The organism is Microcoleus sp. Pol11C2 (genome assembly GCF_036701505.1).
GTDB lineage: Bacteria > Cyanobacteriota > Cyanobacteriia > Cyanobacteriales > Microcoleaceae > Microcoleus.
Genome location: NZ_JAUBQX010000042.1, coordinates 24,225 through 41,339, shown reverse-complemented (window position 1 = coordinate 41,339; position 17,115 = coordinate 24,225). Strand labels below are relative to the sequence as shown.

General features: G+C 46.1%; 10 protein-coding genes and 1 pseudogene. 5 read left to right on the top strand and 6 right to left on the bottom strand.

The genetic code is table 11. The features are described 5' to 3' along the window. From QUA42_RS20885 to QUA42_RS20865, 5 genes and pseudogenes are all read right to left on the bottom strand, one after another. A pseudogene (locus QUA42_RS20885) lies at nucleotides 1–809 on the bottom strand (hypothetical protein); the annotation flags it as partial. A gap of 4 nt (nucleotides 810–813) precedes the next feature. Beyond that, complete coding sequence (locus QUA42_RS20880; RefSeq protein WP_333139704.1) at nucleotides 814–978, bottom strand: hypothetical protein; 165 nt, start codon at nucleotides 976–978, stop codon at nucleotides 814–816. 221 nt (nucleotides 979–1,199) lie between these two features. Further along, a complete protein-coding gene (locus QUA42_RS20875) occupies nucleotides 1,200–2,471 on the bottom strand; it encodes an FAD-dependent hydroxylase (protein ID WP_333139702.1) in 1,272 nt (423 codons plus the stop codon). 183 nt (nucleotides 2,472–2,654) lie between these two features. Beyond that, a complete protein-coding gene (locus QUA42_RS20870) occupies nucleotides 2,655–6,161 on the bottom strand; it encodes a PAS domain S-box protein (protein ID WP_333139700.1) in 3,507 nt (1,168 codons plus the stop codon). Nucleotides 6,162–6,736: 575 nt separating this feature from the next. Next, nucleotides 6,737–7,867 carry a serine/threonine-protein kinase gene (locus tag QUA42_RS20865; RefSeq protein ID WP_333139698.1) on the bottom strand — a complete coding sequence of 377 codons (1,131 nt, stop codon included), beginning with the start codon at nucleotides 7,865–7,867 and terminating at the stop codon, nucleotides 6,737–6,739. 300 nt (nucleotides 7,868–8,167) lie between these two features. Here QUA42_RS20865 and QUA42_RS20860 point away from each other — a divergent pair, with 300 nt between their 5' ends. Both QUA42_RS20860 and QUA42_RS20855 read left to right on the top strand, forming a co-directional pair. Next, a complete protein-coding gene (locus QUA42_RS20860) occupies nucleotides 8,168–11,914 on the top strand; it encodes an FG-GAP-like repeat-containing protein (protein WP_333139696.1) in 3,747 nt (1,248 codons plus the stop codon). 101 nt (nucleotides 11,915–12,015) lie between these two features. Next, nucleotides 12,016–12,552, top strand: coding sequence for a GUN4 domain-containing protein (locus QUA42_RS20855; RefSeq protein ID WP_333139693.1), 537 nt, complete (start codon nucleotides 12,016–12,018; stop codon nucleotides 12,550–12,552). Nucleotides 12,553–12,866: 314 nt separating this feature from the next. On the opposite strand, the gene QUA42_RS20850 is transcribed toward QUA42_RS20855, so the two are convergent. Further along, nucleotides 12,867–13,532 carry a glycosyl hydrolase 108 family protein gene (locus tag QUA42_RS20850; RefSeq protein WP_333139725.1) on the bottom strand — a complete coding sequence of 222 codons (666 nt, stop codon included), beginning with the start codon at nucleotides 13,530–13,532 and terminating at the stop codon, nucleotides 12,867–12,869. A gap of 99 nt (nucleotides 13,533–13,631) precedes the next feature. Between QUA42_RS20850 and QUA42_RS20845 the strand changes: the two genes are divergently transcribed. The 3 genes from QUA42_RS20845 (at nucleotide 13,632) to QUA42_RS20835 (ending at nucleotide 17,015) form a co-directional block, all read left to right on the top strand. Further along, nucleotides 13,632–15,812, top strand: coding sequence for a tetratricopeptide repeat protein (locus QUA42_RS20845; protein ID WP_333139691.1), 2,181 nt, complete (start codon nucleotides 13,632–13,634; stop codon nucleotides 15,810–15,812). Nucleotides 15,813–15,829: 17 nt separating this feature from the next. Further along, entirely contained in the window at nucleotides 15,830–16,426 is a 597-nt protein-coding gene (locus tag QUA42_RS20840) for a tRNA isopentenyl-2-thiomethyl-A-37 hydroxylase MiaE (RefSeq protein WP_333139689.1), read from the top strand. A gap of 91 nt (nucleotides 16,427–16,517) precedes the next feature. Further along, entirely contained in the window at nucleotides 16,518–17,015 is a 498-nt protein-coding gene (locus QUA42_RS20835; protein WP_333139687.1) for a GNAT family N-acetyltransferase, read from the top strand. Nucleotides 17,016–17,115: the final 100 nt, after the last annotated feature.

Here is a 17,115-nt window from a genome sequence, read left to right as displayed (position 1 = left end):
GTGTAGACGGTTAATGCAGCAGTGAAATATGCGATCGCAACTTCGATATTATCAGCTTTCTCTCCCCTGATTCTGTTGTTACTGTAGGCAACTCCCAGATTATTTTGCGTCATAGCCCATTTTTCGGGAAAGGCATCGCGGGTGTAGACGGTTAATGCAGCAGTGAAATATGCGATCGCAACTTCGATATTATCAGCTTTCTCTCCCCTGATTCTGTTACGGTAGGCTTCTCCCAGATTATTTTGCGTGCCGGCCCATTTTTCGAGAAAGGCATTAGGGGTGTAGACGGTTAATGCAGCAGTGAAATATGCGATCGCCAGTTCGATATTCTCTGCTTTCTCTCCCCTGATTCTCTCAGCGTAGGCAATTGCCAGATTATTTTGCGTCGTTGCCCAATTTTCGCTTCCCGGTTCCCAATTATTTAAAAGTATTTGATAACCAGTAATGGCAATTTCAAGATTATTCGCTCTTTTCCCCAGCGGAAAGTCACGAATATGAATACTCAAGTTTCCGATGTCGCCGAGAATAGATTCAATTGCTTTGGGATGTTCGGCAATAAAATTCGGGATCACTAGCTGTAAAATCTCGGCAAAACGGTCATTGAGGAGATGTTGCCGCTCGACCAGCATGGGGTTAATTACTTGAATATCGGCCTTGCTATCTTTTTCTGCTTGCAATAATTCTCCGATAAACTCTAAATACTCTTGGCGATTTTCACCTTCAGAGTTATCGCTATCTCCCTCATCATTTCTCCACAAGAATTGCCCTAGTTGACTGGCAAGATTTCGTAAAAAATTAATTACTCCCATTTTTCTATCCTTCCCCTGCCAATTTTTCTGCTACTACCTCGCAAACTTGCAGAAACCCCGAATCTAGCAATTCTAAGTTAGCCTGTAAAATCTGCAGTTCCTCACCTTTGGCGCCATTCAGGAGTGTCTCAATCAATTGCAGATAAGCTTGGGCGCGGGTTTCTTCCATTGTGGGGAGTTGTCAGTAACACCGATGTTTATTTTACCATGATTCGATGGGTGGCCAGAAACCTTTCTAAAGTTTGTGAACCGCAGATGTCGGCGGATATACGCTGATGGACGCAGATGAATTTAGTCGATAGGGGCGGGTTTATGAGTTTGTTGGTTTGCGGCAATTATTGTGAGTAAAACCCGCCCGTACAGGATAAATGGTAAAAAACCTGGTTTCTTCTAATTTTGCGCTAATTCTGGTGGCCGGCCCATCAAGCCTGTCATCAGCCGCAAGGCTAAAAACCTCACTGGGGGAATTGTCCGCAAACACCACAATCCAAAGCGGCGAAATGCTACAATTGGCAGCCAAGTATTGGAAAATAATCTGTCTAGAAAATCGGTAAATCCTAACACGATTAAATTCTCTTTTTTGCGCCAGTTATGATACCGTTTCAATACTCGCAAGTCACCGATGTCTTCGCCTTTTTGGTGCGCTTGCTGCAAGATTTGGGCGATCGCCCCAGCGTCTCGAATGCCCATATTCAATCCCTGGCCGCCGACGGGATGGCAGCAGTGGGCGGCGTCGCCAATTAGTGCTAATCTGGGCAAAACGTAGCGATCGCTCTGCATTAACTGCACCGGAAACAAAAAGCGATCGCTCTCCAATTCCAAACGCCCCAAAAGCCCGCCAGTGCGCTGTTCCAACAAAGCTAAAAACTCTGTTTCATCCATTTGTTGCAAAGCTTTTGCTTCCGCGTGGGGTGCTGTCCAAACTACTTGACAGCGGTTCCCAGGTAAGGGTAAAACTCCCATCGGGCCGCTCGGCCAAAAGCGCTCAAAAGCGATATCATTGTGCGGTTTTTCTGCTTTAATGGTGATAGCAACGCAGGATTGCCAGTATTTCCAGCCGCGAGTGCTGATGTTGGCTTCGGTGCGGATGCGCGATCGCGAACCGTCGGCGGCGACTAATAATTTGGTGCGAATAGTCCGAGTTTCGCCGTTTTGTTTGACTTCTATTTCCGCGCAATCGGTTAAATATTTTACCTCCACTACTTCCGCCGGACAAACCCAACTAAAATTCGGGTTTTTTGCCAAAGATTCTTGCAAAGCTGACAGCATGACTCGGTGCTCGCCAACGTAACCTAAAGCTGCTTTTGGTACGGGCAATTTGCCAGTATTTCCCAAATCCGGGCGGTGGAATTCGACGACACCGGGATAGTCGCCGTCGCAGAGGCTAATTTGCTCGAAGGTGGTGATTTGCGGCAAGATTTGCTGCCACACGCCGATACCTTCTAAGATCATTCCTGATAGCAGGGTGATTGCATAGGCTTGTTTTTTGGCTGCGGCGGCTGCGGGGAGTTGGGTTTCAATTATTGCTATTTTTAAGCCGGAATCTTTTAAGGCGCTGGCTAAGGTGGCCCCGACTATGCCGCCTCCGACGATGGCTATGTCAAAGTCGAGTGTCGGTGTTTGCGTGGAGGCTGTGGTTGGAGAAAGTTGGTTTACAGGCATTTTCAAGGGATTTTGTCAAAGTTAATTGGATTGTTACTTTGTTATTGTAAAGAATTATTTCGATTTAGGGCGATCGAGCGACGGAGACGGGAGATGGGGAGACGGGGAGACGTTGAAAAATTTATGATTAATGGCAACCATCAACGATCAACTGCCAACTGTCAACTGTCAACTGTCAACTGTCTAATGACTAATGACCATTTCCTTTGTGTTTTCGGTAGCCAGCGCTGATACTTCCTGGCAAATGGGAATCTCGATGACAAACTCTGCACCTTCGCCAGGGGCAGAAATACACTGCAATTTGCCTCGGTGTTTTTCAACTATAATCTGATAGCTGATTGAGAGTCCCAAACCTGTGCCTTTGCCGACGGGTTTAGTAGTAAAAAAGGGGTCGAACAACTTGCCAATAACTTCTTGATTGATTCCCATCCCGTTATCTGCAATGCGAATTGTTACTGTGTCTGAATTGGCACTGGTGCTAATCCGAATTTGGTTGTGGCGAGAATATATTTCTTGTGAAGAATGAGTGCTGTTGTAGTCTTCGAGGGCGTCTAGCGCATTTCCTAAAAGATTCATAAATACTTGATTGAGCTGACCTACATAGCACTCGACTTTTGGAAAATTGCCGTATTCTTTGATAATCTCAATAGCGGGACGAAGTACATTAGCTTTGATCCGGTGCTGCAAAATTAGCAAAGTGCTTTCGATTCCTTCATGAATGTCTACTCGCTTCATCTGCGATTCGTCGAGTCTGGAAAAGTTGCGTAAGGATACAACTAAGTCGCGGATGCGATCGGCTCCTACTTTCATTGATTCCAAAATCTTCGTAAAGTCTTCCATTAAGTAATCAACTTCAATATCTTCGGCTGCTTCTACAATTTCCGGGACCGGATTGGGGTATTTTTCCTGGTAAAGATTGAGCAAACCGAGCAAGTCTGTGGCGTATTGGCTGGCGTGGGTGATGTTGCCGTAAATGAAGTTAATGGGATTGTTAATTTCGTGGGCGACGCCGGCGACTAGCTGCCCGAGAGAAGAGATTTTTTCGGTTTGAATTAGTTGAGTTTGTGCTTGGTGCAACTCGTGGACAGCTTTTTCGAGCTGGGCTGCTTGCACTCGATACTGTCCCTCGGACTGCTTGAGTGCTTCCAAAACTTCCACCCGCTCGCTAATATCGGTGTGAGTTCCCACCCACTCGCGAACGCTGCCGTCGGCGGCCAAAATGGGGACGGCCCGCACCCAGAAGTGTCTGTAGCTGCCGTCTGCGGCTCGCAAGCGGTGCTCGACTTCGTAGAGACTTTTTGTTTCTATGGCCCGCATCCAAGCTTGTATTGTGCGATCGCGATCTTCTGGGTGCACTGATTTTATCCAGTAGTCCTTGTCTTCAGAACTCAAGCCCGTATAAGCTATCCAATCAGGCTCAGGTTTCTCGGCGATTCCGTTAGCGTCTGTCATCCAAACCATCTGTGCGGTTGCCATTGCCAGCGATCGATATCTTTCCTCACTCAGGCGCACAAATTCTTCGGCTTGCCGGCTGGCTGTCACGTCGCGCAAAATAGCTGTGAATATGATTTCGCCTGCCACTTCGAGTTTGGAAATAGAAGCTTCGGCGGGAAATGCCATACCGTCTCGGCGACGGGCGAAAATTTCTTTGCGTTTGCCCATTGTTCGGGCTTGTTTAAGGCCACAGCCGAAATTGCTGACGAGGTGACTATGAGCCGTGGCAAAAGCTTCGGGCAACAGGAGGCTCAGGGATTGCCCGATCGCCTCAGCCGCCGTCCACCCAAAAATCCTTTCTGCACCTTGGTTGAACAAGATAATTTTTTGGTCAGCATCCACGGAAATAATCGCGTCGTCGGCAATTTCTACAATGCCGGCGAAACGAGCTTGAGACAGTTGCAGGGCTTTTTCAGCGTGTTTGCGATCGCTGATGTCACGGGCGATCGTCGAAATGTATGTGAGTTTGTCGTCCGGTGCGGAGTGGGAGATGAGGACTTGGCTGACGGGAATTTCGAGTCCCGATGTTGACAGGAAGGTGGTTTCTCCGCTCCAAAAGCCTTCGGAAACAGCGGTGGCGATCGCTTGTTTCAAAGTGCTGTAGTCTGACGCTGCCGTGAATTCTAGAACTTGTCGCTTGGATATATCTTCGTTTTCGCCTATACCCACCATTTTTCTGCCGGCTTTGTTAATGTAAATGGCGCGTCCTTCGATGTTGTAAGTACCTACAAAATCGGGGGTTGCTTCCAGAATAGCTGCCAGACTTCTGTTGGCGATTTCGGCTTTTTTGCTTTCAGTAATATCCCGCGCGATGGTAACTATACCGCTAATATTTCCTAGTCCGTCCCGGTAAGCACTTTTTGTAGAAAGAAATATCCTCAAATTTCCTTTGACTGGCAGCTCTTCTTCAATTGCTTGCGTTGTTCCCGCTGCCATAATTGGGCGATCGGTTTTTCTAATTTTGCCTGCAATTTCCGGGTGAAACAACTCGCTGTCATCTCTGCCGATAATGTCGTCTACAGACTTGCCAATTATACTGGCTCCCGCAGCATTGAGCATCAGGTAACGGCCCTGAATATCTTTGACAAATAGGGCTGCTGGCGTACTATTGATGACGGCAAGCAACAGGTTGTAGTTTTTTTGAAGTTCCTGCTTAGTTGTTTTAGTGTCGAAAATTTGCTCCTGCAAGTGCTCATTAGTGAGTTGCAGTTGGAGAGTCCGTTTCTCAACTTGAGTTTCTAAGTCTGATTTAGCTTTCCTCAGTCCCAGTTCCGCTCGATAGCGCTTCCGGTCCGCGCTGCAAAGAGTTTTGGCATTCTGCCAAATCAGAACTGTAAAAATAATCACGTTCAATACGCTTAACAGCGATATCCCTACCTCCGGTGTATAGGCTTGTAACCGCTCTCCCGATATGATGAAATAACCGACTAAAGGCGGGATAATGATTGCCCGTGGTAATAAGCGCCGCGCCATGATACCGCCCGCGCGATCACTCGTCATTACTGCTATCAATCCTCGCTCTGGACTGGCAAATAAAATGCCGAAGCTCAGCAACATAAATCCTGCGGAAGTGTGCAAAGCCATTCCTGTATTATTGCCAATTTGGTAAAATAAAGCTTTGTCGTAGAGGTAGCCTATCAAACCCATATATGCAATTAAAAATACAGAACAGCTTAAGATTTGAATCCGCAGGTATTTAGGCCGACGTTCTGACCGCAGCAGCAGCGCTGTTCCCAGCAATAAAAAAGCACCAGCAGTATTCGGTGCCATGCGTCCTGGTGTTCCGGTGATTGTCAAGGTGTAACTTTCTTTAAATAACAGTTGGTCGATGCCTAAATCTAAATTAAAGCTATATTGTACTAGGGTTAGTAGGCTAATTAATATAATTAAAGATGAGAAAATAAAAATTAATTTTTTGTATTTATTTTGACCCTTTCTTGCTGTTAATTTGGGGCGCCGGATCTGTTGGATGAATAGAGAAAAGCCACCCAAAATAAAGCAGACAGCAGTATTGGCTTTCATGGTAACGAGTCCGGGCAGAATGCTTTTTAAGATTTGCAGATCGAATATCCAACCCAAAAGGACTGTACAGCCGATCGCCATTACTGCAATACTCGCTTTTTTGGAAAAAGACTGGACAGCAGCCATTCGGGTTGAGGGCGTTTCCAGTTGTTGTGCTCGTTCAAAAACTTCCAATTTCTCGCTCCCTCAAATTATTTGGGTTTCTACGTATCTAAGGTAACAATAAACACTCTAGTGAGATTGTTGCCCGCTATACAAAGCTGCTTAAAATTTTCTCAAAGCTCTTAAGCATAAAATATTAATTATTTTATCTAACTTTAGATAGATAGTCAACAGGAGCTTGAAGGCTCTTACGTAGAAGGCATTAGGCAGAATTGAATAATTTTTCTTGCTTGTAAGTTAAAACAAAAAATTGCTTGTTGCTTGTTGCTTGTTGCTTGTTGCTTAAGCCTTCAGCCTTGTTGCTTAAAGCTTCAGCCTTTTTCCTTGGAAATTAGGGCCCGATCGCGCGGCAAGACCGAGTGTTTTTACTCAGTACATGGAGGCGTAATAGTAGCGGATTAGTCGATCGGCAACAATATCGCTCGCATTGTAAACCGATTGCTGTGGCTGTGGGAAATGCGATCGGCAGAACAGATAAGACTCGGCGGTTGAAACCGCTATTACACAAATAAAGTCCCACCAGAGAGGGACTAAAGAGGGGATATTAAAGTCGGATTTGGTAACTGTCAACTGTTAACAGTCAACAGTCAACTGACTCCCAACTTTTGAAGTGCTTCCAAAGCTTCGGTTGCTGATGGGTAACGCTGGGGGAAAGCGTACAACACCATCTGGTCTAAAACGCGAGCCAACTTCGGGGTGACAGTTGCATTTTTCTGCCAGATGAGATTGCCTAAATTATCAACTCTGAGTTGTTTTGGGCGCATCCCTGTCAAGGCCTGAATCCCGATGAGCCCGACAGCATAGATGTCGCTGCACAGTTTCGGGGAACCGATGGCTTGTTCGGGGGGAATGTAGTCTTGCTGAGTACCGCCGCGCGATTTCGTTTGACCGATGCTGTTTTGTGAAGTGTTGATTTCTTTAACTGCCCCAAAGTCGATTAATACAATCTTGCCATCTGATGTCCGCCTGATTAAGTTTTGAGGATGAACGTCGCGGTGAATTACATCTTGTTTGTGAACGAATACAAGCACTTCCAAGATATCTTTCAGCAAAGCAATAACCTGATGTTCTTCCCAGGGTTGACCTTCGATTAGTTCTTGATACAAGGGTTGCCCTTCGATGAATTGATAGACTAAATAAAAATATCCATCTTCTTCAAAGCGAGCTAACAATTCTGGTATCCGATCGTGTTGGCCCAATCGATATAAAAGCCGCGTTTCTCGATCGAATAGGTGGCAGGTTCTCTCACACTGGCTTTTCAGGCGCTTGACGAGGCACAAAGGTCGATCGGGCAAATTTTCATCTTCAGCCAGATAGGTATCGCTGTACTCGGTGCTGACCAAATGTTCTCTGATTCGGTAACGCATCCGCAGCAGCTTTTGCAACATGGGATCGACAGAATTAGCTGGTTGTGTGCCTTTTTGTACAGCTCTCATGATGCAGTCCCAAAGATTTGCTCCGACGACTCTTTCTTCTTGTCCAATAATTTCTGCTTGCTTCAATACCTTGGTGAGATCTTTCCACAAGTTGTAGCCGACATACCGCCCCAGGTAGCCCACTGTGTACCCGCGGGCGATCGGATCGTTTTGCTGAATTTCTTTGTACGTCAAACCCCCTACAACGCCTCGAATTATCGATTGTTGCAAGCGACTCAGGTGTTTTTCCGCTTGTTCGTATACCAGATTGTCCAAAAAAATTATTGCTTCTTCTACCGTCATAGTTTCATATTTTAAGTGATTTGTACAGGAGCCACGCATTTTTATATCCCTAGATTTCTGTTATATATGATTTCTCTTAAATTTGCTAGATTGTCTACTTATTGAAATATATTTTTACGAATATGACTTTTATGACTTTATGTTATGAATTTTATGAATTGACGTTTTAAGTAGTTACTGCTACTATCTCAACTACAACTTTTAACGAGAGATTACATTGCCAAATTAGGGTCTCGTAGATTCGACTTTACAACTCCAAAAATCAGAAACCACTGTTGTCAATTAATAGGTAAATTAATCATGTCTATCTTCAGTACCGCAACCAGCTTCCCTGTCGGCGAAGGGCCGAGTGACGTTGTTGTAGCAGATTTTAACAAAGACGGTAAGCCAGATATCGCCACAGCGAATCAAGTAACTAACAACATCTCCATTCTGTTGGCGACAGGCACTGGCAGCTTTGGCACTGCCAACAACTTTAAGATCGGCTTTATGCCCATAAATCTGGCATTAGGGGACTTTAACAGCGACGGCAACCTCGACATAGCTTCTGTAAAGAGGGACAGCGCAGATGTAGGTGAAGTAGCCATCCTGTTGGGAAATGGCACAGGTAGCTTTGGCACTCCCACGAGCTTTGATACGGGGGAAGCTGATGGGAAGTCAAATTTTGGCCTTGGTGTTGGTGCGGGTGACTTTAACAGCGACGGCAAGCTAGATTTAGTTACGATAGGCAATAACAATCTATCGATCCTGTTAGGAACTGGTACAGGCAGCTTTGGGGTTCCTACTAACCTTAATGTTAATGGGTCGAATTCGCGGTTTTTCGCCGTGGAAGACTTTAATGCTGACGGCAAGCTCGACTTAGCCTTCATAGACTCTTCTGATAATCTATCGCTCCTGTTGGGGACAGGGACAGGCAGCTTTGGGACTCCTACTAAATTTAAGGCGGGGAACGATCCGAAAGGGCTCGCCACAGGGGACTTCAATGGGGATAACAAGCCAGATTTAGCTGTAACAAACATCGACGAATCTAACAGCGTATCAATCCTGTTGGGGACAGGGACAGGCAGCTTTGGGGCTCCCACTAACTTTAATGCGGGGGACTTTCCCAATAGTGTTGCTGTTGGGGACTTTAACAGCGATAACAAATCAGACTTAGCTGTGACGAGCGATGGTGGTATCTCCATTTTGTTGGGAAATGGTACGGGCAGTTTTGGTGCGCCCGCCAACTTTTCGGCTGGGGAAGATCCCTTTATCATTGCTGTTGGGGACTTTAATGCTGACAGCAAGACAGACTTAACTACGACAAACAATAATGAAGAATTTTACAGCGTCTCGGTTTTACTCAACAACGATGATGTAGCGGAGGGTAGCGGAAATGAGGACAATGATACGGTTGGTGTTTCTGTTAGTCTTACCGAAACGGAAGTTACAGAAGGTGGCGCGAATGGCAGTTACCAGCTCAAATTAAAGTCGAAGCCAACAGCCCCCGTTACCATCACTCTCACAACCAATAATCAGATTCAGCCGATCGCCCCTGTGACTTTCACTCCAAATAATTGGAATGTTGCTCAAACCGTTACGGTAAAAGCTGTTGACGATACAGTGGCCCAAGGTACAGACAGCGCTAATATTACTCACACTGCAACCAGCACTGATGCTAAGTATAACGAAATTTCGGTGCCAGGGGTGATAGTGGCGATCGACGATAACGACACTACGCCGACACCGACGCCGACACCGACGCCAACGCCAACGCCAACGCCGACACCAGTCACGCCGACGCCAACGCCAACGCCAACGCCAACGCCGACACCAGTCACGCCGACGCCAACGCCGACGCCAACGCCAGTGACGCCGACACCAGTTACGCCGACACCAACGCCGACGCCAGTTACGCCGACACCAACGCCGACGCCAACGCCGACGCCAGTGACGCCGACGCCAACGCCAGTGACGCCGACACCAGTCACGCCGACACCAGAGACGCCAGAGACGCCGACACCAGTGACGCCAGTGACGCCGACACCAGTGACACCAGTGACGCCAGTGACGCCGACACCAGTGACGCCAGTGACGCCGACACCAGTGACGCCAGTGACGCCAGAGACGCCGACACTAGGGACGCCCCCACTGATACTTGAAAGTCCAGACATTATTATTAATGCACCAGCGGGATTCTTAGTCACTTCAGAAACAGGTGGCACAGACATATTCTTTGTCAAACTCAACAGCCCACCTACTGCTGATGTGAGTATTACTTTTAGTACCAATAGTGTGGGAGAAGGAGTAATTTCCAGGCCAACTGTTACCTTCAATTCTACTAATTGGAATCAAAACCAGATGGTGACGGTAGGAGGCGTTGATGATTTTGTAGTTGATGGAGAGCAAAATTACATGATTATTGCCGACCCTGCTGTTAGCGCCGATCCCAATTACTCCGGGTTAACTACATCAATTGTTTACGCTTACAATAATGACGATGACGATCCTCTTCTTGAGACGAGCGTTAGTATAGGCTGCGTTATTGATGGTTACATCTCCGGTGCAACCATCTTCCTAGATGCTAACAAAAATGGCATTAAAGATAGTAACGAACCATCAACTACTACTGACTTTAACGGTGAATATCAGCTCGATATTCCCTTGGAGACTTTCGACAAAAATAAAAATGGGAAAATCGATGCAGATGAAGGCAATTTAGTAGCTTTTGGAGGGACGGATACGGGCACGGGTTTGCCGCTGGAAACGCCTGTTGCAGCGCCTGCGGATGCCACTGTTGTTACTCTGTTAACCAGTTTGGTAACTGATTTGATGGCTGGGGGAATGACGCAGAGTGAAGCCGAGTCAAAAGTTAAATCTACTCTGTCTATTCCTGCGGGAGTTGACTTATTAGACTTAGATCCGATCGCCTCTACAGCCAAAAAGGAAGCGGGCGGCGTTGAAACTCTAGTCGCCATGACAAAAGTCCAAAACGTCATCACCCAAACCAGCAGCCTCATAGACGGGGCATCTACGGCTGATAATGGTGCGATCGTCAAAGCTGTTGTCGGGGCAATTAACAGTAAAATTCAATCCGGTGGTTCCCTGGATTTGAGCGATGCGGCGCAGGTAGAAAGCATTATCCAGCAATCAGTTGCCAAGGTAAAAGAAAGTGACACCAATCTCAACACTGAAAAACTTTCCCAAATTGCCCCGGAAGCGGCGAAGGTAATGGCTGAGGCAAATCAAAGCACGGATAAAGTTAAATCTAACTTTTTGCCTGAGTTTATTCCCTCAGAAATTGCCAAAGTCCAAAAGGTGGCATTAGGTGAAAGTTCGATCGCCCTCGAAGAAGCAGCCGCTGGCACAAAACCAATCGCACAGGTAGTTTCCGAAAATACTGGCGAATTTTTAACTGCCAAAATTCAAGGAACTCCAGCACCTTCTCAACCCGCTGTTCCAGTTGTGCAAGGTGATGTGGAACTTGTCAATACTTCTCCTGAAATTCTGGGCGCTGAGGGCAAAAATCTTGTCGGTACTGATGATAGCGATACTTTAATCGGCGACAGCGGTAACGATTTTATCAGTGGCAGAAAAGCTAGCGATTCCCTCGATGGTGGCGGCAGCAATGACACGATTTACGGTGGGCGGGGACTCGATACGCTGACAGGTGGCAGTGGCGATGATATCCTATTTGGAGGCCGCGGTGCTGACAGTTTGGACGGCGGTATCGGCAATGACAGTTTGTACGGTGGCAAGGGAGAGGATACTTTGCTTGGCGGTTTGGGAGATGATTTCCTTAGCGGCGAAAATGGCAACGATTATCTGATAGGAGGTAGCGGGAGCGATCGCTTTTTGTTAACTCCAAGTATCGGCTCGGATACGGTGGTTGATTTTGAGCTGGGTATCGATAAATTTGCCCTCGATAACGGTTTGACTTTCCAGCAGTTAGAAATTAGTCAAACTGCGGCAGGAACAGTGCTGAAAGTTATATCCACCGATCAAGTTTTGGCAACTGTGACTGGGTTGAATAGTTCGATTACTGCATCGGATTTTGTGTTGCTTTAGATTTACCTCCAGCGTAGGGGCAATCCTGTGGTTGCCCTTCTAAATGAGGTAGGCACTAAAAACGAATCATTTGTTAAATCACTTTTACCGGGAGGAGCATCATGTTTAAATTGGGAAAAATGACCCTAGTATTCATCACCGCATCTGTTGCTGTTTTGCAGCCAGCTTTTCGGGTTAGCGCACAAGAAACCGGCAGCGAATTCAGGCAGCTACAAACCTTATTAGAAGCTAAGAAATGGGACGACGCCGATCGCGAAACTGTCTCTCTACTCCGCAACAACCCCACGTCTTGTCCGAACCTCCGCGCGATCGACCAATTGTGGATGCAACACAGCAATAATAAATACGGCTTCACTCCGCAGTTAGAGATTTGGCAACAGACGGGGAAGGGTTTAAATTGTCAAACTTGCGAAGAAGAAATTAAAGAATTTAGCAAAAAGGTAGGATGGAAACTTGACTCGCGAGACACTGCTCTGCTAGGGGATTTTCCCGCTCAGTACCCAACTGTTGCTGCATTAGGTTGGCAAAGCTACGTTGGTAGAGATACAAGTTTTTTTGGCGATCGGCGTAATACATGGCAAGCGTCGAAAGTTCAAGGTTATAACTTGTTCTCTACTTTTGCTAATTGTGGCAAGTAAGTAGACAAACCTAAAAAAACAGAATACTCAGATACCCGACTTCTTTAAGAAGTCGGGTATCTAAAGCGCGAGGTCGTTTTACGTTCTTTTGCTTTCATACTTCTGCTTCTTTTAAAAAGCTGGTTTTGCTAAATACAGGTATGAATTAAAAATTCCCCAATTGCTATGGGCCAAGTATGGTGAGTTTTGTAACGTTGGAGAAAAGTTTATTCATACCGTAAATCAGCAAGGCCATTTATAGAACACAGGCAAGATGTCTGTTCCACAAATATAGAATAAGAAATAACAATCAACAGTCAACAGTCAACAGTCAACTACTTAATCTTATTTACATACCCCCACAAACTGTAATCGCGACTGAGCCAACCCCGGAAAAAAGCCATCTGAGTCGGATCTTCTTGCACCCTTTTGTAGCGGTAAATAATTCGTTCGTTAATCATTTGCAGCGCGGTATTTCTATTATTGGCCCCTTTCAGCGCTTCCTTGGTGCGCGAGTCAAAAACTCCCGTTTGCGGCAATCCTAAGGCTTGCTGAAGAAAGGTAATTGAGTTATTAATACCGAAATTAACGGCGGTGTCAAACATGACGATCGCCAAAGCCGGCTGCATCGTGCCCGAGAGGCTCGAATCCCAGTAATGTTTATAAATTTCTAGGAGCTCTGCTTCCGACATCTGCGTCACGTCGAGGGGCGGAAGCCCACGACTGTAGCGGTAGGCGTTGTATTCCGTTTGCAAAACGCCCCGATAAGTTCTGCCGCCCTTATCGGCTGGGTGATTACTGAATCCACCCTCAAAATAGAGAGTGAAATAAAGAGCAGTTTGAAATAATTTCTGCCGAAAGCTGGCTGTCTGCTGCTGCTGTGCGAAAGTCTTTTGGGCAAAGGGTAAGGGGATTGCTAAGGTTAACAAGAGTATCCCCAGCAGGAGGTTTGGTTTCCACTTGATGTTATGTTGGCGCTGTGTCGCTTGCTTCTCGCTCATAAATTCTGTGTGACGATCGCCCGTAATTCCGCTAAAACTGCTACTCTTCAAAATAATATAGATTCAACCTTTAACTTGATAGCACAGATAGGCCGCCAAATGAAGTCCGATTTTCCCAACCAATCCGAAACACCCCAATTAGAAGATGCTGCGTCGCTGACAGTCGTTGCAGAAACCTATTACTCTCAAGGCAATTTAGCAGCAGCCGTCGCTGCTTGTCGCCGAGCTCTGGAATTGCAACCGGATTGGGCGGCGGCTTACGTGACAATGGGCAATGTGCAGCAAGCAAGCGGCCAAATTGAGGAAGCGATGCGGTTTTATTCGGAGGCGATCGCTCTGAATCCCGATTTTGCGGAGGCTTATGCTAATTTGGGCAGTATGCTCTACAAACAAGGGCATGTGGTGGAGGCGATTGTCAATTACGAAAAAGCGATCGAACTTAAACCAAATTTGGCTGCTGCTTACTGGAATTTGGCAGGGGCACTGAAGCAGCAGGGGCAGCCGGATGCAGCGGTAGCATACGAGCAAAAAGCTCTCGAACTCAATCCCCAGCTTGCTGAGGTAGATTTTCACTTAAATTTAGGAGATAAATTAGCGCGGCAAGGGAAGTTAGATGAGGCGGTGGCTGCATGGCAGCAGGCGATCGCATTCAAACCCGATTTAGCCGAAGCATACTGTCAAATTGGCCGAGTTTTGCGCCACCAGGGTCAATTTAAAGACGCAATACCGAACCTTCAAAAAGCCCTAGAAATTAAACCAGATTTTATTTCTGCCCACCAACATTTGTGCGGCATCCTCAGAGATACTAGCAATTTAGCTGCCGCGCGGCAAGCCGTGCACCAATACAGCCAAATGTGTGCCGAAACAGATCCAATTATGACCGCGATTTACTTCATCAGCACCTATCAAGTGTCGGGATTAAATCAAATTGCGGGCGATCGATTTTTAGAGCTAGAGTCGTACTTGCAGCAAAACTTAGAATCCGCTAGCCCGGTGGAAATTAAATCGCTTTATGCAAACTTGTTATTCAGCACACCGTATGTGCGAGATGACTTGGCAGCCAACTCAAAACTTTACAGATTAATTGCCCAAAAGTATATCGACCAATGTATTAAACCTAATTTTTCTCAACCCGCAAATTACAGTTTCAAACCAAGTGCCCCATCCAGCAAGTTAAAAATCGGCTTTTTGTCCAATCACTTCAGCCGCCATTCTGTAGGTTGGTGCAGCGCTGACATCATTCGCGAATTGTCCGACATCACACCCAATGTGTATTTGTACGCTTCCGAAAGAATTATTCCTGACGATCGCACTCAGCAATTTGAAACTTGGGGCAAACTGACTTTTCCGACAACCTACCCGAACGGACTTGCCAATCCCGCAGAAATTATCGACAAAATTCAGCAAGATGAATTGGACGTTTTAGTTGATTTAGATTCTCTCAGCGTACCAGTTAACGCTGACATTCTCTACCAAAAACCCGCACCAGTTTGTGTTTCTTGGCTGGGATTTGACGCCCCTTACCTATCGCCGGAAAATTACTTCCTTACAGACTGGCATTCGCACCCAGCCGGGCGGGAAAAATATTATGACGAGCAGCTAATTAGGATGCCGGATTCCTTTGTAGCGGTGTCCGGTTTTCAGAGATATGGAGTCGATCCCGTTGCTTTGAGAAGGTCGAATCGGATCGGTTTGGATCAGATAGTTTACCTGTGCGTTGCACCCGGCAGAAAATTCAATCACGAGTTGGTACAAGCCCAAGTTGCGATTCTCAAACAAGTGCCCAACAGTATTTTAATTCACAAAGCTTTAGGCGATGCTGCGGTGTTTGAGGCTGCATATCACCAAGCTTGCGAAGCTGAGAAAGTGAGCAAGCACCGAATTAAGTTTTTGCCCAGGTTTGCTACTGAGGAAGAACACAGAACTATCTATTTGCTGGCCGATGTTTTGTTAGATTGTTATCCTTACAACGGAGGAACTCACACTTTAGAGGCTTTGTGGTTTAATTTGCCAGTGGTGACTCGCACAGGAGAGCAATTTTTGTCGAGAATGGGTTATTCGTTTTTGCAGGCTTTGGGAATTGAAACTGGTGTAGCTTGGTCTTGGTCGGAATATGTGGAAGTTGGTGTAAAATTGGGTAAAGAACGTGAATTGAGAAATGCAATTAAAGCACTGTTGGTGAAATCTAAAGATCCAGCCAATTTGTCCCCGCTGTGGAATCCGAAAAAGTTTGCTGGTGATATGTATGTGGTGTTTGAAAAATTAGGTAAAATAGGATAAATGCTGACTAATGACTAATGACTTCAACACAGCAAACTATTAAGTTTTTAAAACAGCCGACTTCGGAAGCTTGGGTAGAACAGGCGATCGCCCATTTGGATACAATCTTATTAGACCATTCTCATTGCGAACGGAAAGCGGCGGGAGTAGCGTTAAATTTAATGTTTCGCTACCCAGCAAGGGAAAAATTGGTGAGGATGCTAACGGCGATCGCCCGCGAAGAATTAGAGCATTTCGAGCAAGTCAACCAGCGGTTAGAAAAGCGCAGCATTGCTTTAGGCCCTTTAGCTGCACCTCCCTACGGTGCCGGTTTGTCCGCCCAAATTCGCAAGCAGGAACCCGAAAGGCTTTTGGATTCTTTGTTGGTTTCTGGTTTGATAGAAGCGCGCAGTCACGAACGGTTGGGGCTGCTGGGCGATCGCTGTCCCGACGCGGAATTAGCTAAATTTTATCGCAGTTTGATGGCTTCGGAGGCGCGCCATTACGGGGTATATTGGATTTTGGCAACAACTTATTTCGATCGGGATATTGTGATGCAGAGGTTGGAGGAATTATCATTAGTAGAGAGCGAGTTGCTGGCAAGCCTTCATCCAGAACCGAGAATTCACAGTTAAAATGTAGGTGCATTTAAAGACTGTAAGATACAAAAAATCACGAATTTTACAGGTGTTCAAGTTAAAAATTAAATACACGTTGCAACAACCAATGAAAAGCCAACATCTGGATTTTTTAATTCGTTCCTGGGAAACGCGCGATCGCGCTGAGGCGTTCTATTTAATTAGGGATGTTTTAGCAGAATACGGTTTAAAATGCGAACCTCACGGGGCAGATCGAGATGTCTATGATGTAGAACTACATTATCACAATCAAGGCGGCGAATTTTGGGTAGTTGAACGGCAGGATAAAATAGTCGGTACGGCGGCTTACTATCCAATTGAGCGCGGAAATAATGCTGTGGAAATTCGCAAAATGTATATTTTGCCCGCAGCAAGGGGACAGGGTTTGGGGAAATTTTTACTGCAAGAATTGGAAAGTAAAATTATCGCTCGCGGCTTTGATGAAATCTGGATTGAAACTGCTAGCCTTCTCAAGGAAGCTGTGAGAATGTACGAAAATAGCGGATATCTACCGACAACTGGTGTGGAGACGCCAAGGTGCGATCGGGTTTACGTAAAATCTCTAGGTAGAAAAAACCTACAATAAGGTTTGTGTAAACAATGATTAATTTACTCAGTTTCAATCAACTTTTGGCAACTTTGTTTGTTTTCGGAAGAATAGCGTTTTGGATAGGCTATCTCAAAGA

Coding starts and splice junctions, on each gene's coding strand:
- QUA42_RS20880 (WP_333139704.1), bottom strand. CDS start 978: ATGGAAGAAACCCGCGCCCAAGCTTATCTGCAATTGATTGAGACACTC.
- QUA42_RS20875 (WP_333139702.1), bottom strand. CDS start 2,471: ATGCCTGTAAACCAACTTTCTCCAACCACAGCCTCCACGCAAACACCG.
- QUA42_RS20865 (WP_333139698.1), bottom strand. CDS start 7,867: ATGACGGTAGAAGAAGCAATAATTTTTTTGGACAATCTGGTATACGAA.
- QUA42_RS20860 (WP_333139696.1), top strand. CDS start 8,168: ATGTCTATCTTCAGTACCGCAACCAGCTTCCCTGTCGGCGAAGGGCCG.
- QUA42_RS20855 (WP_333139693.1), top strand. CDS start 12,016: ATGTTTAAATTGGGAAAAATGACCCTAGTATTCATCACCGCATCTGTT.
- QUA42_RS20850 (WP_333139725.1), bottom strand. CDS start 13,532: ATGAGCGAGAAGCAAGCGACACAGCGCCAACATAACATCAAGTGGAAA.
- QUA42_RS20845 (WP_333139691.1), top strand. CDS start 13,632: ATGAAGTCCGATTTTCCCAACCAATCCGAAACACCCCAATTAGAAGAT.
- QUA42_RS20840 (WP_333139689.1), top strand. CDS start 15,830: ATGACTTCAACACAGCAAACTATTAAGTTTTTAAAACAGCCGACTTCG.
- QUA42_RS20835 (WP_333139687.1), top strand. CDS start 16,518: ATGAAAAGCCAACATCTGGATTTTTTAATTCGTTCCTGGGAAACGCGC.